This is a genomic window from Paraburkholderia sp. (genome assembly GCF_047605525.1).
Lineage (GTDB): Bacteria > Pseudomonadota > Gammaproteobacteria > Burkholderiales > Burkholderiaceae > Paraburkholderia.
Window position 1 is genome coordinate 22420 of sequence record NZ_JASGFN010000037.1, and the last position, 16720, is coordinate 39139.

Below are 16720 nucleotides of genomic sequence, written 5' to 3' on the forward strand. Positions count from 1 at the left end.
CGCCGTTGGCTTAGGAAGAAGGTTGGGACTGCGCGTGCTGCGCGGCGAGCGTCGCGGTCATCGCGGGCCCGACGAGGCTTGCGCCCGCGCTGGCCAGCAGCACGAACACGACGCGGCGCACCGCGGTCGGCGACCAGCCCGGCGGATAACGGCGCGCGAGCCAGGTGACGAGCAGCACGACCGGCAGCGCTTCGAGACTGAGCGCGACCGAATCGGCGCCGAAGCGGCCCTGCTGCAACACGATGAAAAGCCGCAACACCGCGTTCACCGCGAAAATCAGCACCAGCGTGTCGCGCACGATCAGGCGGTCGAGCGGCTGGCGATACATGTGAAACACCATCGGCGGCCCGGCGCTCGCGAACACGCCGCCCATCACGCCGGAGAGCACGCCATAGAACGCGAACGCGCCGGGTTGCGACAACTGCGGGCGTGGCTTCGTCTGCACGACGAGCAGCACGCTGCACGCGAGAATCGCCAGCCCGAGCACGACGCGCAACACGCCGATCGCGTTATCGGACAGCCACGCGAGCAGGAACGCGCCGAGCGCGACGCCGACGAGGCTGCTGCCGAACGTCGGCGCGACGAACCGGCGCGGCAGCGCCGGCATTCCGCGCACGAGCAGCGCGGCGTTCGCGAGCACCATCACCGTGACGACGTTCGCCGCGACCGGTAGCGGCGCGAGATGAAACACCGCGACGAGGCCCAGCAGCACGAGCCCGAACGCGAAGCCGGTCAGGCTCTGCGTGAACGTCGCGAGTGCGACGCACAGCGCGAACATCAGGTGATGCAGGAAACCCGCGGCGTTCATCCGAGATCCTTCGCGAGCGCGAGCCATTGCGCGGCCCGCGCGGCGCCGCGCCGCACGAATACCGGCGGCTCGCCGAGCGGCGCGATCACCGTCACGCGCTGGCCGCCGTCGTAGTCGACCCCGCTCCACAGATGCGTCCATGCATCGCCGGCCGGCAGATACGCGCTCCATTGCGACGCGCCCGCCGCATGCACGGGCGCGACGAGCAGATCGCGGCCGTACAGGTACTGGTCCTGGATCGCGTAGGTCGCGGCGTCGTGCTCGTAGTGCAGGAACAGCGGCCGCTGCAACGGCAGGCCGCGCGCGGCGGCTTCGTCGACGAGACCCTGCACGTACGGCTTCAGCGCGACGAACAGGCGCGTCATGCGCGCGAAGTGCGCGAGTACGCCAGGGTCCTGCCAGAACTGGAAGTTTTCGGCCGGACGATTGCCTTCGTGCGTGCGCATCACCGGCGTGAACGCGGCCATCTCGGCCCAGCGCTGGAACAGCTCGGGCGTACGCACGTTGCCGAACAGACTCGTATAGCCGCCGATATCGCTATGGTGATACGCGTTGCCGAGCAGCCCCGACGACAGCGCGCCGCAGATCACGGTCTGCAAGCCGTCGTGGCGCGTGAAATCGACCGACTGATCGCCGGCCCACAGCAGCGGGCAATGCGCCTGCACGCCCGTATAGCCGGCGCGCATGAAGAACAGCGCGTCGCCGGTACGGCCCGCCGCGGCGACCGCGCGCGCGTTGACTTCGGCCCACAGTGTCGGCCACGCGTTGTGCATCAGCAGCGCGTCGACGCCGTTCGCGAGCGCGAGATCGGTCGGCAGGTATTCGCCGAAGTCGGCCATCCAGCCGTCGAGACCGCGCTCTAGCATCTCGCCGCGAATCACGCGCTCCTCGAACCAGCGCGCCGCCGCGGGATTCGTGAAGTCGACCACGCCGCAATCGAACTCGCCGAAGTCGACCAGATAGTCGCCGCCGTCTTTACGCGTCGCCAGATAACCGGCCGCGCGCGCTTCTTCGTACAGCGAGCCGTCGTTGCACAGATAGGGGTTCACGTAGCCGAGAAAACGCACGCCGTCCTGCTTCAGCCGCGCGCGCCATGCATCGTGATCGGGATAGCGCTCGTCGTTCCAGCACCAGTTCCAGAACAGGCGCTTGCCGAACGAAGTCTGGCGAATGCCGACCCAGTCCTCGCACCACAAGCCGCTCACGGCGACACCCGCCGCGCGGCTCGCTTCGAGGATCTGCTGCGCGTGATCGCGGCCGTTCTTCAGGCCGAGGATCGCGCCGTCCATCACCCAGCCCGGCAGCGCGGGTTGACGGCCGAAGCGCAGCGAAATGCGCTCGACGAGCGAGACGAAATCGTCGGCGACGATAAATTCCAGCCGCTCGGGCACGGCCCAGAACTGCAACTCGTGCCATGCGTCATGACGGAAATCGAAATCGGCATACGCGGTGGTGTCGGCGTGCAGACAGTACTTCCGCGACGACACGAAGGTCGGCTGCGGATAGTTCGTGTGGTAGTAGTCGCCGCCCGCTTTCGCGGTCACGTCGGCCTGCCACGTCAGATGCGTGCTCTTGTCGCGGCCGACGCCGGGCTCGGACGTCCACAGCGGAAAGTGCCGGCCGCGCAGATCGAAATACGACATCTGCTCGCCACAGCCCCATACGTGTTCGTCGGCCTCGGCGGGCACGCGCCACCACACGCGGTTCAGCGCCGAGCCGGTCGATAGCTCCAGATGCACGCCGTTCGCGGTGGGCCGCGCGACGATCGTCAACTCGGCCGGCGCGCCCGCTTGACGGGCCAGCTCGATGCGCGCGCTGCCATCGGCGTCATGCGTAAGCCGCGCGTCGCGCAACGCGACGCGTTCCTCGACGTAATCGCTGATGTCGAAGTTGCCGCGATACATGTCGACCTTCGGCGTGCCGTGCCCGACGAACACCGCCGGCGCCCGCGGCGTGTGCTCGAACAGCACGCGGTTCGCGATGCGCAGCACGAGGCCACCGTTTGCATCTGTCTGCCAGTTCATCAGTTTCGTCCTTGCCTGGTACTTGCTGCGTGATTCAGAAAATCAATGCTGGTGTTCCGACTGCGCGGCGTGCCAGTCCACGTTGCGCTGCGCGATCGCCGCGTCCCGACGCCGGAACGTCGCGATCAGCACCGCCGCCACGCACCACGTAATCGCCATCCACACGATGTATTGGGTGGTCACGCCGCCATGCCGCGCGACGCCGAGCGGCGAGAACGTCAGATACAGGCTCACGAGCATCGCCATCAGCAGCACGCTCATCGTGCTTGCGAAACGCCACGGCGTGAGGTCGCCGTGCTGGCGGAAATGCGGCTCATACGGCACCCCCCGCGGATAGCGGATACCGAGCAGCAGCATCAGCGACACTTCGCACACGAACAGGATGCCCATGATGTGAATGAAGTTGATGCCGTAGACCTTGTCGACCTTGAACACGAAAATCAGCAGCGTGTAGGCGATCACGTGCAGCAGCAGCACGATCTTGGCGGGCAGCGCGCCGATCTTCCGGTTGAAGAAGCCCACCAGCACCACGGCGATGATCGGAATGTTGAAGAAGCCGGTGAAACGGCGCATCACGGTATAGATGCCGTCCGGCGCATACATCAGGAGCGGCGCGATCAGCAGCGACACGACCGCGATCACGATGCTCGCCGTCTTGCCGACGCGAATCAGCTTGTTGTCCGATGCCTTCGGCTTCCACACGCGATAGAAGTCGAACGCGACGAGCGTCGCGGTGCTGTTGATCACCGCGTTGAAGTGGCTCATCACCGTGCCGAACAGCACCGCGACGAAGAAACCCTTCGCCCACCACGGCAGCAGATCGGCCACCAGTTGCGGATACGCGAGGTCCGGGCGGCTCAGCGGATTGCTCTTGTACAGATGGAACGCGATCACGCCGGGCAGCATCATTACGACCGGCACGAGCAGCTTCAGCAGACCCGACAGCAGCACGCCCTTCTGGCCTTCGGCGAGATTCTTCGCCGCGAACGTGCGCTGCACGATCGCCTGGTTCGTACACCAGTAGAAGAGATTCGCGAAGATCATGCCGGTAAACAGCGTGCCGAACGGCACCGAGTCCTGCGGGCCGCCGATCGCCGACAGCTTCTCCGGCGCCTGCGTCGCGACCATATGAAAGCCGCTGAAGAAATTGCCGTGACCGAGCGCATAGAAGCCGAGCACCGGCACCATCAGACCCGCGACCAGCAGACCGACGCCGTTGATCGTGTCGGACACCGCGACCGCGCGCAGCCCGCCGAAGATCGCGTACAGCGCGCCGATCGCGCCCGAGAACCACACGAGCAGCGTGATCGTCATCGGATACGAGGTGCCGAGCAGCGCCTGCACGCCGAACACCTGGTTGAACGTGATTGCGCCGAGATAGAGGCCCGACGGATTCACGACCAGCATGTAGCCGACCACGAAGAACGCGCTGACCACGCGCCGCGTGGTCGCGTCGAAGCGCTCTTCGAGAAACTGTGGCAGCGTCGAGAAACCGCCGCGGAGGTAGCGCGGCAGGAAGAACATCGCGAGCGCGACGGTCGCTACCGCGGCCGTGCACTCCCAGGCCATCGCCGACAGGTTGTGCGCGTACGCGTCACCGTTCAGACCCACCATCTGCTCGACCGACAGATTGGTCAGCATCATCGAGCCGGCAATGAACCAGCCGGTCAGTCCGCCGCTCGCCATGAAGTAGCCGCGCGCGCCGACGTCTTTCGCGCGGCGCGTGAACAGATAGGACACAAAGCCGACCAGCGCGGTGAAGAAGGCAAAACTCAATATCGTAAAAATGATCGTCTCCTCGATTTCTTCCTGAGGTTAATGCGGGCGCTGTCTGCTGGATCCCGGTTGCGGCGGGCGTCATTTTCGCAGCGCTACGATTTTCGAGCAAAAAAATATTCGACTACGTTTATCCAGAACTCCCGCGGTTCATCCCGGTTCAGCCTCGCCAGCGGGGTTCAACGAGGCCGGGCACTGCCGTTCGCAGCGCAAAGAGGCCGCCGGCCAGGGGTTCGCGGGCGAGTTCGTCGGCGGGACGGCCCGCGCGTGCGCTCGTCACGTACAGCGTGCGCAGGTCCGGGTCGCCGAACGCGCACATCGTCGGGCACGTGACCGGCAGCGGGTAGACCGCGTCGACGCGGCCAGCGGGCGTGAAGCGCACGACCCGGCCGCCTTCGTAGAACGCGCTCCAGTAATAGCCTTCGGCGTCGACGGCCGCGCCGTCCGGGCGGCCGCGGTCTTGCGGTGTCGGTTCCACGCTGATCCACGTTTCGCGCTCGCCGCAGGTGCCGGTGGCGGCGTCGTAGGCCGAACGGTAGACGGTGAAGCGCGGCGTGTCCGAATGGTAGAGCCAGCGGCCATCGGGGCTGAAGGCGAGACCGTTCGACGTCATCAGGCCGGCGCTGATCGCGTCGAGCGTCGCGCCGCCGTTCAGGCTCAGGCGGTACAGATGGGCGTTGCCGCCCGCCTTCGGTTCGTCGATCGTGCCGGCGAAGAAACGGCCGGCGGCGTCGCAGCGGCCATCGTTGAAGCGGCTCGTCCGGGGATTCTCGGGATTGGCCGCGAGCATTTCCCGCGGCCGGGCTTCGCCGTCGAGCGTCCAGATACCGGAGCGCAGGCCGGCGATAAAGCCGCCGCCCTTGCTTAGCGAAAAGCAGCCGATATGTTCGGGTAATGCGAATCTGGTTGCCGCGCCGCTCGCCGGATCGAAGCGATGCAGCGCCGGCTCGAGAATGTCGACCCAGTACAGCACGCGCTCGCGCTCGTCCCAGCGCGGACATTCGCCGAGCTGGGCGCGGGCGTCCAGCACGCAGCGAAACTCGGTGAACTCGGATTGAGCGGTCATGATCGGGCGGATGAAAAAGGTCTCACGAGGGGCGCCGTGCAACGATGGAGAAGCGCCGAAAACTGCCGCGATCAACCTCTTCATCAAAAATCGCAGCGCTGCGAAATAATAGCGCTGCGATTCCATGTAAGGCCACCAGGGTTATTACTGATCGAAGAATTCGTTGCGCTGCGGGTTTAAAATGATCGGTCGCGCCGCGCGGATCGCGCGGCTCCTTCCCCAATATGGCCGAATGTCCCAGACAAGCAAAGCTCCCACTCGCATCCGACGCGGCACCAACCGCGTCACCATGGACGACGTCGCGGCACGCGCGCGCGTCTCCGCCAGTTCCGTTTCGCTGTTTCTGCGCAATCCCGAGGCGGTCTCGCCACGCATCGCGCCGCGCATCAAGCAGGCCATCGAAGTGCTCGGCTACGTTCCCAATCTGCTCGCGGGCAGTCTCGCCGCGGCGCGCACGCGCGCAATCGGTGTCGTGGTGCCGTCGCTGAGCAACGCGTTCTTTTCGGCGACCGTCGCGGCGATGCAGAAGGAGTTCGACCGCCACGGCTATCAACTGCTGCTCGGCGCGAGCGATTACGACGCCGCGCGCGAAACGGGCCTCGTGCGCACGTTCCTGTCGTGGTCGCCGACCGCGCTCGTCGTGACCGGCTGCCGCCACGACGACGCGACCCGCGCGCTGCTGCGCCAGGCCCGCGCGCCGGTCGCCGAGATGTGGGAGCTCGGCGGCGAGCCGTTCGATCTTCAGGTGGGGTTTTCGCATCGCGCGGTCGGCGAGACGCTGGCCAGGCATCTGTATGACCTCGGCGCGCGGCGCATCGCGTTCGCGGGCGCGCGGATGACCAGCGACTTGCGCGCGCGGCAGCGCTGCGATGGTCTGCGCGACTGGCTGGCGAGGAAAGGCGTCGAGGTGTTCGTCATCGATCTGCAAAGCGGTGCGTCGCCGACAAGTGGGGGCGACGCGCTCGGTACGGCGCTTGAAAGCGTGCCTGATTTGCAGACGATTGCCTGTTCGAACGACGTGATGGCGTTGGGCGTGCTGTTCGAGGCGCAGCGGCGTGGTATCAGCGTGCCGGAGCAACTGGCGGTGACAGGCTTCGGGGATCTGCCGTTCAGCAAGGTGTGCGTGCCGCCGCTTACGACGATTCAACCGCATGCGGCGACGATCGGATTGCGGATTGCGGAGGAATTGCTGCATCGGCTCGAAACGGGCGGTGATGCGGATAGCGCGGGCGGTATCGAGCGGGCGCCGGAGTCGAAGGTGGTCGATGTCGGGTTTGAGCTGGTCGTCAGGGAAAGCAGTCTGACGTCGCGCGCGGTAACGGCGAGTGCGGTGTGAGTGTGAATGCGGCGCTCAGAACAACGCGCATGCATGACACGCGCTTTTCTTAGGCAAACCTCAGGAGCCAAAATCCGACGCCGTGAGCGGCGACGTTTGCACCGTCGGGCGCGCCTCGCGCGCGAAAATACGCCGGCACGCGGCGCGATTGCGCGGCGAGCCGGTAGCAAAGCTGACGGAATCGCATTGCGGCGCGACGTCTGGCGATGCGGCTGTTTGCGGCGATACATCGGAAGCAGCAGCCAGCACCGGCTGTGTCGCGACGGCGGCCAGCAACGCCGTGAGCACGAACCACTGTTTCGAAGATTTCATGATGGGGATGCGCTGGCCGTTCGGCGTTCGGCGCGCAACCCGAACCGGCAGCCGATCGTCCCGAGCGCTGAAGAAGAATCGTGAAGTTTCAAGTTTAGGCGAGCGCAGGCGGCCCTTCCATCTACGACCGCATCGCCAGATCCTCTCCTTCCACCCCCGCCATCAAGCGGTCGACCAGCACGCGCGCGAACGGCGGCAGATCCTTCAGACTACGCACGCAGATCTTCAGCTTGCGCTCGGCCCACGGATCGTTCAAACCGACCAGCGCGATATGCATCGTCTTTCTGTGCCGCAGCGCGACCGACTCCGGCACGATACCGATCCCGACACCCGCCTCGATCATCCGGCACGCGGCCTCGAAGTTGCCGACCTGGATGCGCAGCTTCAGACGCGCGCCGAGCGCATCGGCGGCACTCGTGATGAACGCGTGAATCGCACTCGACGTCGGCAGGCTCACGAAGTGCGCGTCGAGCAGTTGCGAGAAATCGACCGCCGGCAGCCCGGCGAACGGATGATCGAGCGACGTGACGAGCACGAGCCGATCGTCGCGATAGGGCAGCACCTCCAGATGCTCCGCATGCACGTTGCCCGCGACGATGCCGATATCGGTCGCGCTATCCGCGACGCCCTTGACGATCTCGCCGCTGAGCACTTCGCGCAGATCGATGTTGACGTCCGGGTGATCGCGCAGGAATCGACTGAGCACGGCCGGCATGAATTCGCTGATTGCCGTGGTGTTCGCCCAGATGCGCACATGTCCCTTGATGCCCTCGCCGTACTCCTGCATGTCGCCCGCCAGATGCTCGACGCGTTCGAGCACGAGCCGGGCATGATGCACGAACGCTTCGCCGGCGGGCGTCGGCGTCACGCCCTGGCTGGTTCGATAGAGCAGCTTGAAGCCCAGTTGCTCCTCGAGATTCCTGACCCGGTTGCTGGCGGCCGGCGCCGACAGATGCGAACGCTCCGCCGCGCGCGCGAGGTTACGGGTATCGGCGATATGAAGGAGCAGGCGTAGATCGACGAAATCGAAGTGCATGGTGAAAGCTGCGGATGACGCGTGTGCTGAAGAGGGCTTCATCTTAACCGGGTGAGCAGAGCCGATGTACGGTGTCGACGTCGATGCCGCGCGTTCGCACTAGCCGAAGACGAAGCCGGGCAGAATCGTTGCAAGCGGAAACAATACGATGCCATTGCGCTGGCCGACGCGGTTCGTCACGAGGTTCAATCCGCCGCGAATCACCTCAACCTGGAGTCAGAAACAGCCGATAACAGCGGTAAGTCATTTACCGTGAAGGCCCTCGTGTGAAAGTTCCGAACTGGTCCAGGTTTGCCGCTGCCGGCGCCATCGCAGCGGCTATCGTTGGCGTGCTCTCCGATGCGACAACGTTGCTGACCAATGCAAAGTCGATGATGAGCTGGCCGCCCTTCGACAAGACGACGACTTCCTCTCAAACGTCACAGAGGAATTTACCGAAGCTAACGGCAATTGCCTCTTCCGTCGCCGCACCTGTTTCCGCCGCGAATTCAACGGCACGAGCAGCGTCATCGGTGTTCCTGAAGGACGTCGACAACATCACGGTAGACCACCGTCCCAAGGTAATTCGCCGCAAGCTCATACTGGGCCTACCCGTCGAATTCACTCCCGACCTTTCCCTGGTGATTGACCATATATACGGCGTAGACTCGCAATACACCGTGGGGCTGCGGAGCCCGGCGTGGGGCAACGAAGTGCTCGAACTCAAACCAGGTGGAGAGCCCTTCGAGGTGACGGTAAGCCACGTCCGGTACGGGATCCTGGTTCGCGACGTTAGAGCCGACGCGCAGGGCAATATATTTGTCGACGTGACCGCAACACAGCATCCTTAGCTTTGGTTGGGTATGTTCAATCTGAAGGTGGCCAAACAACAGACTTCTCAGGAAGGAAACCCCGGCGATGCCAGCTTCGACCCACGAACGTAGCGCGCAGCTTTGGAGGCGCGCGCTGTCCGACAGCCCCCGTCCATCGATCGCGCTGTCAGCCAGCTTGCGCCACATTCAGTCTGAAGACATACCGGAACTGGGACAGCTTTTCTTCTCGGCGTTCCAGGGAACGATCGACGATGCCGGGCAGACAGAAGCTCAATACGCATTGAAGGCAGCGGCTATCCTTGGAGGACGGTATGGCGAATGGATTTCCGAGGCATCGTGGATCCTCGAACAGGCTGGACGGCTTCAATCGGCGTGTCTCGTTTGCGACTACGAGCCTTATGGTTGCCCGGTCATCGCCATCGTAGCCACTGTCCCTGCAAGTAAGCGGTCAGGCAGAGCCGCAACGTTGCTCGACGCCGTATTGTCCATATTGGCCGGCCGTGGTCATTCGCAATGTTGTGCGATGGTTACCAAGGGAAATGTAGCTTCGGAACGTTTATTCGAAAGTCACGGATTTTCGCCGTACGCCGGCGTTCAAGGTTCGTAAGGCAATGTCCAGTCGAACCAGGCGCTAGAACATTCCCATGGCCCCTTCCACACTGCGCACCATCGACACGAGCCGCGGTCCGACATCGCTCTCCAGTTGTCCCTCCTTGAGCAAATACGACGGCACACCGCAATTGAACACGAGGATCTCACCGTCGGCGGCCGGTTTCATCGGCACCGCAACCGCGTGAACTTCGCGGCGCAGATCGCCATACGACACGCAAAAGCCGCGCTCCCGGAAATAGTCGATGCCGCGCAGTACGCGCTCGCCAAACGTGGCCCAGTCGTCGGGCGACTTGACCGAAATCTCGTTGAGTAACGCTTCGCGCCGCTCGACGGTCAGCGCGGCCAGCAGCGCGCGACCCATCGCGGTACGCACGATCGGAAAACTCAAGCCGATATCCGGCGGCAGGCCGAGCGGCGTGCTGCTGCGGCTGCTCTCCAGATAGACGACGTTCAGCCGGTCGCGCATGCCGAGCGACACCGAGCCCCGGATGTGATCCGCCAGCTCCTTCATCGAAGGCCGCGCGATCTGCCGCACCGGCAGACTCGCGAGCAGTGGATAGCCGAGCGACAGCACGGCCGATCCGAGCTGGAACTTGCTGTTCATCCGGTTCACGCGCAGATAGCCGAGCCGCGTCAGCGTGTAGGTGAAACGCGAAATCGTCGCCTTGGTCATGCCGGTGCGCGCCGCGAGTTCGGCGTTGCCGAGCTGCGAATCGCGCGGCGTGAAGCAGTGCAGGATGTCGAGGCCGCGCGCGAGCGTCGTGGCGAACTGGCGGTCGCCGTCGAATTCATCGGGCGTGTAGCGCGTCTTCGAATCCAGATAGTCGCTCGCGACCGGCACGGTTTCCGGTGCATCGTTGCGTGCCATGATTCCTCCGTTCGATTGCGTTCATTCTGACGCGCCCGTTCCGCATATCCAAACTGTGTTCAGCATAGTCGAACTAAACTGCCTCTCCGGAAGAAAAAGTTCGATAGTAGGCCCTAAATCGACCTATATCACGGAGACAACGAATGACCAGCAGAAACCCGGATTTCGACCCGATGCTCGCCGATGTCGCGCGTTTCGTGCGCGAAGAAGCGATTCCGCGTGAAAACGAAATCGAGCAGGCCGACGCCGTGCCCGCCGATCTGGTGGAACGCATGCGCACGCTCGGCTATTTCGGCTGGAGCATTCCCCGCGAATTCGGCGGCGCGGGCCTGACGACGGAGCAGCTCGTGCGCGGGGCATTCGAGTTGTCGCAGGCGTCGGTGGCATTTCGCGCGCGGGTCGGCACGAATACCGGCATCGGTTCGGAAGCGCTCGTCTCGGATGGCACCGAGGCTCAGAAGCGGCGCTACCTGCCGCAACTCGCGTCGGGCGCGCTGACGGGCGCATTCGCGCTGACCGAGCCGGACGCGGGTTCCGACGCCACCGCGCTTCGCACCACCGCCCGCCGCGACGGCGACCATTACGTGCTCGACGGCAGCAAGTGTTTCATCACGAACGCGCCGCTTGCCGGCCTCTTCACGGTGATGGCGCGTACCGATCCGTCGATGCCCGGCGCGGGCGGCATTTCCGCGTTCCTCGTCGAGCGCGGCACGCCCGGCCTGTCGACGAGCGAGCCCTACGCGAAGATGGGCCAGGCCGGCTCGCCCGTCGGCGACGTGCATTTCGACGAGTGCCGGGTGCCGGCGGCCAGTCTGATCGGCGGCGTCGAAGGCCAGGGCTTTCGCACCGCGATGAAAGTGCTGAACAAGCAGCGCATCCATCTGGCGGCGCTGTGCACCGGCCCCGCGATCCGCATGCTCGACGAAGCCATTGCCTACACGTCGCGCCGCGAGCAGTTCGGCAAGCCGGTGGCGGAATTCCAGCTCGTTCAGGCGCTGATCGCCGAATGCCAGACGGAAATCTACGCGGCGCGCTCGATGATCCTCGAAACCGCACGCAAACGCGACGCCGGCGAGGACGTCGCGCTGGAAGCATCGATGTGCAAGATGTTTGCCTCGGAGATGTGCGGACGCGTCGCGGATCGCGCGGTGCAGATGCTCGGCGGACGCGGCTATCTCGCGGGCAACGCGGTGGAGCGCTTCTATCGCGACGTGCGCGCCTTTCGCATCTACGAGGGCACGACGCAGATTCATCAGTTGAACATCGCGAAGATCACGTTGCGCCGCGCGGCACAGCAGCACGCGGCACACCTCGGGGACGGCGTCGCCATGACCGCCGCGCGTGCCGCATGAGTGCCGCTATGAATCCCCAGCGTTTCGACCTCGAGCGGCTCGTCGCGCCGCGTTCCATCGCGATCGTGGGCGCGTCGAACGATCCGAAGTCGATCAGCGGCCAGCCATTGCGCTTCCTCCTTCAGCACGGCTATCGCGGCGCGCTCTACCCGGTCAATCCGAAGTACGCGCGGATCGAAGGCGTGGCGTGTCATCCGGACATCGCCAGCCTGCCGGGCACACCCGAGCTCGCGCTGATACTGGTCGCGGCGCGTCGCGTGCCGGCCATGCTGCGGCAGTGCGGCGAGAAAGGCATTCGCCATACGATCGTCTATAGCTCGGGCTTCGCCGAAGCGGGCGAGGCGGGCGCCGCGTTGCAGCGCGAATGCGCCGAGGTGGCGCGCATGTTCGGCGTGCGCGTGATCGGGCCGAACTGCCAAGGCGCCGTCAGCACCGGCGCGAGCGTTTATGCGGGTTTCGGCGCGCCGTTCGGCGTCGACTACCGTGCGGGCGGCCTCTCGCTGATCTCGCAAAGCGGCGGCTTCGGCTGCGCGCTCCTGCTGATGGCCGACGAACTCGGCATCGGCCTGCGCCACTTCATCACGACCGGCAACGAAGCCGACGTGAGCCTGCTCGATCTCGTCGATGCCTGCATCGACGACGAAGCAACCTCGCTGATCGCCACGTACATCGAAGGGCTGAAGGACGCGCGGCGGCTCGTCGAGGTCGCGACACGCGCGCTCGATGCGGGCAAGCCGCTGCTCGCGTGGAAAGTCGGCAATACGGTCGACGGCGCGAAGGCCGCCGCCTCGCACACCGCGAACCTGGGCGGCGCGTCGGCGCTGTATCGCACGGCGTTCCGGCAAACGGGCGTGATCGAAGTAACCGATGTCGCCGATCTCGGCGACTACGCGAAAGCCTTCGAAGCAAAGCGCCTGCCGCGCGGCAACCGGATCGCGGTCGTCACGCTGTCGGGCGGCGCGGGCATTCTGATCACCGATGCGTGCAGCGAACGCGGCATGTCGGTGCCGCCGCTTTCACCGGCGACGCTCGACGCGCTCCGGCCAATCGTGCCGGCGTTCGCATCGCTCGCCAATCCCGTCGACCTGACGGCGGGCATCCTCGCCGAGCCGCGGATCTTCTCGGACGCGCTGCAACTCATCGCCGACGATCCATGCATCGATTCGATCGCAATCATGGCGGCCGCGGCGAGCGGCGAGGTCGCGCTCGCGATGGCGGAAGCGATCGTGCGCGTCCATCGCGCGACCGACAAGCCGCTGATGCTCGCGTGGAATGCGCGCCGCGAGATGGCGGCGGACGCGTATCGCGTGATCGAAGCGGCCGGCGTGCCGCTCTACGCGACGCCGGTGCGCTGCGGCCGCGCGTTCGCGGTGCTGTCGGACTATGCGCGGGCACGGCGCACGCGTTCGGCTGCTCGCGCCGAACGCGCGCCCACCCCCGATCGGCTCCGCGCCGATGCGGCGCGCGCGCTGATCGCGCGAAGTCCCGCCGGACTGACCGAGCACGCCGCGCAGCGGTTGCTCGCACACTACGGCATCGGGACGCCGAAGAGCGCGCTCGCGAAAAACCATCACGAGGCGCGCGCGTTTGCGCGGGCGACGGGCTTTCCGCTCGTCGTCAAGGTGCAGTCACCGGACATTCCGCACAAGACGGAAGCGGGCGCGGTGCGCGTCGGCATCCGCGACGAGGCGATGTTGTCGAGCGCGTTCGACGAGATCGTCGCGAACGCGCGGCGGCACGTTCCGGGTGCGCGCATCGACGGCGTGCTGGTGCAGGAAGAGATTCGCGATGCGGTGGAGATGATCGTCGGCATCGACAACGACCCGTCGTTCGGGCCCGCGATCATGTGCGGGCTCGGCGGCATCTATGCCGAAGTGCTGAAGGACGTGGCGTGGCGTCTCGCGCCGGTGACACACGGGCAGGCACGCGAGATGATCCGCGAGTTGCGGGCCTTCGCGATGCTCGACGGTGCGCGCGGCAAGCCGCGTTGCGATGTCGATGCGCTCGCCGATGCGATCGTCGCGATGTCCACGATGGCGCTCGATCTCGCGCCGGGCCTGAAGGAATTCGACATCAATCCGCTGTTCGTCCTCCCCGCGGGCAAGGGCGTGCGGGCGGGGGATGCGTTCGCGCACTGCGTGCCGGCGGCCTCGGACAGGCGGGAAGACGAACCCGAAGCCGAACGGCGCGCGGGGGAGATCGTCGACGGATAGCAGTCGCGAGACGGCTGCAGCGAGACGGGATGCCGCGCGTTGATCGCGAGCATCCACCGACTATCGTATTTCGTCTTCTTCTTCACGAGACCATCATGCACAGCTCTTCGATCAACGGTGAGACCGATGCGGGCGACTACACGCCGGCCGAAATCGAGCGCATTTATCGCAAGGTGTTTTTCCGGCTGATTCCGCTGCTTTTTCTCTGCTATGTGATCAGCTACATCGATCGCGTGAACATCAGCTTCGCCAAGTTGCAGTTCATGCACGACCTCGGCTTCTCGGAAGCGACGTACGGGCTCGGCGCGGGTTTGTTCTTCATCGGCTACGTGCTCTTCGAGGTGCCGAGCAATCTCTGGATGCAGCGCATCGGCGCGCGTCTCACGCTGCTGCGCATCATGTTCGCGTGGGGCCTCGTGTCGAGCCTCATGATGTTCGTGCGCACGCCGGCGCAGTTCTATGCGATGCGCTTTCTGCTCGGCGTGACCGAAGCGGGCTTCTTTCCCGGCATCATCTATTACCTGAGCTGCTGGTTTCCGGGCGCCCGGCGCGCACGCGTCACCGCGTTCCTGATGATGGCGACCGCGGTTGCGGGGATCATCGGCGGTCCGCTCTCCGGGTTCATCATGACGCGCCTCGCGGGCGTCGGCGGCATGCCCGGCTGGCAGTGGCTCTTTCTGCTCGAGGGCGTGCCGGCCGTGACGCTCGGCATCGTCGCGTTCTTCCTTCTCGGCGACGCGCCGGCGCAGGTGAACTGGCTCGACGAGCGGGAGAAGGCGCTGGTCGCGCGCGAACTGCTCGCGGACGAAAAGTCGAAGCACACCAGCCATCTCGACGGATTGCGCGGCGCGCTCGCCAATCCGCGCGTGTATCTCGCGGCGCTCGTCTACTTCGCGGTGATGATGCCGTTCAACGCGATCGGCTTCTGGGCGCCGACGATCATCCGCGATCTCGGCGTGGCGAACGTGCTCGACGTCGGCTTGCTGTCGGCGCTGGTGTTCATCGCGGCTGCGTTGGGGACGTATGTGGTCGGCGCAAGTTCCGACCGGATGATGGAGCGGCGCTGGCACGTCGCGAGCAGCGCGGCGGTGACGGCGCTCGCGTTCGCGCTGTTGCCCGCGGCGGGCCATCATATAGCGGTCGGCGTCGGACTGCTCGCGCTTGCGGCGGCGGCATCGTATGGCTGTTTCGTCGTATTCTGGACCATCCCGCAGACGTTCCTGCCCCGCTCGTCCGCGGCGGGCGGAATCGCGATGATCACAAGCCTCGGCGGCACGGGCGGCTTCGTCAGCCCGGCGTTCGTCGGTTGGGTCAAGACGCAGACGGGCAGCGTGCAATACGGGTTGATCGGACTTGCCGTGACGCTGATGGCGGGCGTCGTGTTGCTGCTGCTCGCGTTTCCGGCGCCTGGGCGCAACGCGGTCGCGGTTGCATCCGCCACGCGTATTGCGCGAGGCCGGGGGTTCAATCCGACGCAGCGGTAGCGCGAGCCCAGGCACCGGCCTGGCTTTCAGGCGCTGGCGGCGCGCCGTCGCGGAATGATCTCAGCGCCGAGTCCTCCCGGCCGGTTCTGGTCATTCGACATCGCCCTTCAGCGCGTCAATAATCATGGCTGCTTCGCTCCCGTCGATGTGCGACGTACCCTTCTTTCCGGAGTCCAGCCGTGAAACCATTGCTTGCTGGCCGATGTCTTTGCGGCGCCGTTCATTACTCGGTCAAGGACGAATTCACCTATGCGTTGAACTGCCACTGTTCAAACTGCCGGCGCGCGACAGGCTCGGCGTTCAAACCATTCGCCGGTATCGAGCGCGCAAGCTGCGTATTACTCAGGGCGAAGACAGCGTGTTGATTTTCGGCGACGAACGAGCGTCACATGACGTGCACTGCAAGCTATGCGGAAGCCTCATGTTCTCGGTAGTTCGTAACGGAGAATACGTTCACGTCACATTGGGAACGCTCACGGATACGCCCACTATTCGTCCGAATGCCCATATTTTCGTGGGTTCAAAAGCACCGTGGTATTCCATCACCGACGAGTTGCCGCAACACGACGAATTCGAATGAACAGGCGAGCGCGGCCTGATTATGCGCAGGGCGTCAGTGCGTATCGGACGACGTCGGTATTCGCGGCTATGAGCGATGACCGCCGTTGTGCACGGCGGTCATCGTCTCCAGTCCAGTCTTTCAGTAGCAGACGTACGACTTGCCGGTGCTGGAGAACTCACATTCCCCCGAGGCGATCTGGTTCAGCAGCGTGACGGTTTCGGCCGCGACCTGGGCCATGGACTTGCCCTCGCCGCCGTGCACGCTGGCCATGGCGTCCCGGTCCAGGTCTTTCGTCAGGCACAGATCTTTGATAGTGAGCGTAGACATCTCGATTCTCCTTCGTGATTAGCGGGGGCGTAATAACAATGCCTTGGTCGGCGGGTGATGAACGTTACCGTTCATGCGTGCCTTTCACGCAATGACTATGCCAAACGGAATTGCGATCCGCGGGTTCCGCTA

Annotated in this window: 15 protein-coding genes; 7 read left to right on the forward strand and 8 right to left on the reverse strand. The window is 65.0% G+C overall.

Annotated elements, in window-relative coordinates; translation table 11 throughout:
* Positions 1-10: 10 nt before the first annotated feature.
* The 4 genes from QM685_RS33955 to QM685_RS33970 all read right to left on the reverse strand — a co-directional run bounded on the left by QM685_RS33955 (position 11) and on the right by QM685_RS33970 (position 5674).
* A complete protein-coding gene (locus QM685_RS33955; RefSeq protein WP_415123631.1) occupies positions 11-808 on the reverse strand; it encodes a TSUP family transporter in 798 nt (265 codons plus the stop codon).
* Positions 805-2832 carry an alpha-glucosidase gene (locus QM685_RS33960; protein ID WP_415123632.1) on the reverse strand — a complete coding sequence of 676 codons (2028 nt, stop codon included), beginning with the start codon at positions 2830-2832 and terminating at the stop codon, positions 805-807. The genes QM685_RS33955 and QM685_RS33960 overlap by 4 nt, the downstream gene beginning before the upstream one ends.
* A gap of 42 nt (positions 2833-2874) precedes the next feature.
* On the reverse strand, positions 2875-4608 hold the full coding sequence (locus tag QM685_RS33965; protein WP_415123633.1) for a solute:sodium symporter family transporter: 1734 nt from the start codon (positions 4606-4608) through the stop codon (positions 2875-2877).
* A 160-nt stretch (positions 4609-4768) separates the two neighbouring features.
* Complete coding sequence (locus tag QM685_RS33970) at positions 4769-5674, reverse strand: SMP-30/gluconolactonase/LRE family protein (protein WP_415123634.1); 906 nt, start codon at positions 5672-5674, stop codon at positions 4769-4771.
* 289 nt (positions 5675-5963) lie between these two features.
* Here QM685_RS33970 and QM685_RS33975 point away from each other — a divergent pair, with 289 nt between their 5' ends.
* Positions 5964-7010: a LacI family DNA-binding transcriptional regulator gene (locus QM685_RS33975; RefSeq protein WP_415123635.1), complete on the forward strand. Its 1047-nt coding sequence runs from the start codon at positions 5964-5966 to the stop codon at positions 7008-7010.
* A gap of 60 nt (positions 7011-7070) precedes the next feature.
* Here QM685_RS33975 and QM685_RS33980 read toward each other — a convergent pair whose 3' ends face one another.
* Together QM685_RS33980 and QM685_RS33985 are read right to left on the reverse strand one after the other, a co-directional pair.
* Entirely contained in the window at positions 7071-7322 is a 252-nt protein-coding gene (locus QM685_RS33980; protein ID WP_415123636.1) for a hypothetical protein, read from the reverse strand.
* 121 nt (positions 7323-7443) lie between these two features.
* Entirely contained in the window at positions 7444-8358 is a 915-nt protein-coding gene (locus QM685_RS33985) for a LysR family transcriptional regulator (protein ID WP_415123637.1), read from the reverse strand.
* A 266-nt stretch (positions 8359-8624) separates the two neighbouring features.
* Here QM685_RS33985 and QM685_RS33990 point away from each other — a divergent pair, with 266 nt between their 5' ends.
* A complete protein-coding gene (locus tag QM685_RS33990) occupies positions 8625-9188 on the forward strand; it encodes a hypothetical protein (RefSeq protein ID WP_415123638.1) in 564 nt (187 codons plus the stop codon).
* A 67-nt stretch (positions 9189-9255) separates the two neighbouring features.
* Complete coding sequence (locus QM685_RS33995; RefSeq protein WP_415123639.1) at positions 9256-9777, forward strand: GNAT family N-acetyltransferase; 522 nt, start codon at positions 9256-9258, stop codon at positions 9775-9777.
* 24 nt (positions 9778-9801) lie between these two features.
* Here the strand turns inward: QM685_RS33995 and QM685_RS34000 are convergent, their stop codons facing one another.
* A complete protein-coding gene (locus tag QM685_RS34000) occupies positions 9802-10650 on the reverse strand; it encodes an IclR family transcriptional regulator (RefSeq protein WP_415123640.1) in 849 nt (282 codons plus the stop codon).
* A 143-nt stretch (positions 10651-10793) separates the two neighbouring features.
* Here QM685_RS34000 and QM685_RS34005 point away from each other — a divergent pair, with 143 nt between their 5' ends.
* The 4 genes from QM685_RS34005 to QM685_RS34020 all read left to right on the forward strand — a co-directional run bounded on the left by QM685_RS34005 (position 10794) and on the right by QM685_RS34020 (position 16279).
* The gene (locus QM685_RS34005) at positions 10794-12002 is read left to right on the forward strand and encodes an acyl-CoA dehydrogenase family protein (protein ID WP_415123641.1); all 1209 of its coding nucleotides are present in this window, start codon (positions 10794-10796) and stop codon (positions 12000-12002) included.
* A gap of 8 nt (positions 12003-12010) precedes the next feature.
* Positions 12011-14215 carry an acetate--CoA ligase family protein gene (locus QM685_RS34010; protein WP_415123642.1) on the forward strand — a complete coding sequence of 735 codons (2205 nt, stop codon included), beginning with the start codon at positions 12011-12013 and terminating at the stop codon, positions 14213-14215.
* A gap of 95 nt (positions 14216-14310) precedes the next feature.
* Positions 14311-15699, forward strand: coding sequence for an MFS transporter (locus tag QM685_RS34015; RefSeq protein WP_415123643.1), 1389 nt, complete (start codon positions 14311-14313; stop codon positions 15697-15699).
* A gap of 124 nt (positions 15700-15823) precedes the next feature.
* Positions 15824-16279: a GFA family protein gene (locus QM685_RS34020; protein ID WP_415123644.1), complete on the forward strand. Its 456-nt coding sequence runs from the start codon at positions 15824-15826 to the stop codon at positions 16277-16279.
* A gap of 120 nt (positions 16280-16399) precedes the next feature.
* Here the strand turns inward: QM685_RS34020 and QM685_RS34025 are convergent, their stop codons facing one another.
* A complete protein-coding gene (locus QM685_RS34025) occupies positions 16400-16588 on the reverse strand; it encodes a hypothetical protein (protein WP_415123645.1) in 189 nt (62 codons plus the stop codon).
* Positions 16589-16720 lie beyond the last annotated feature (132 nt).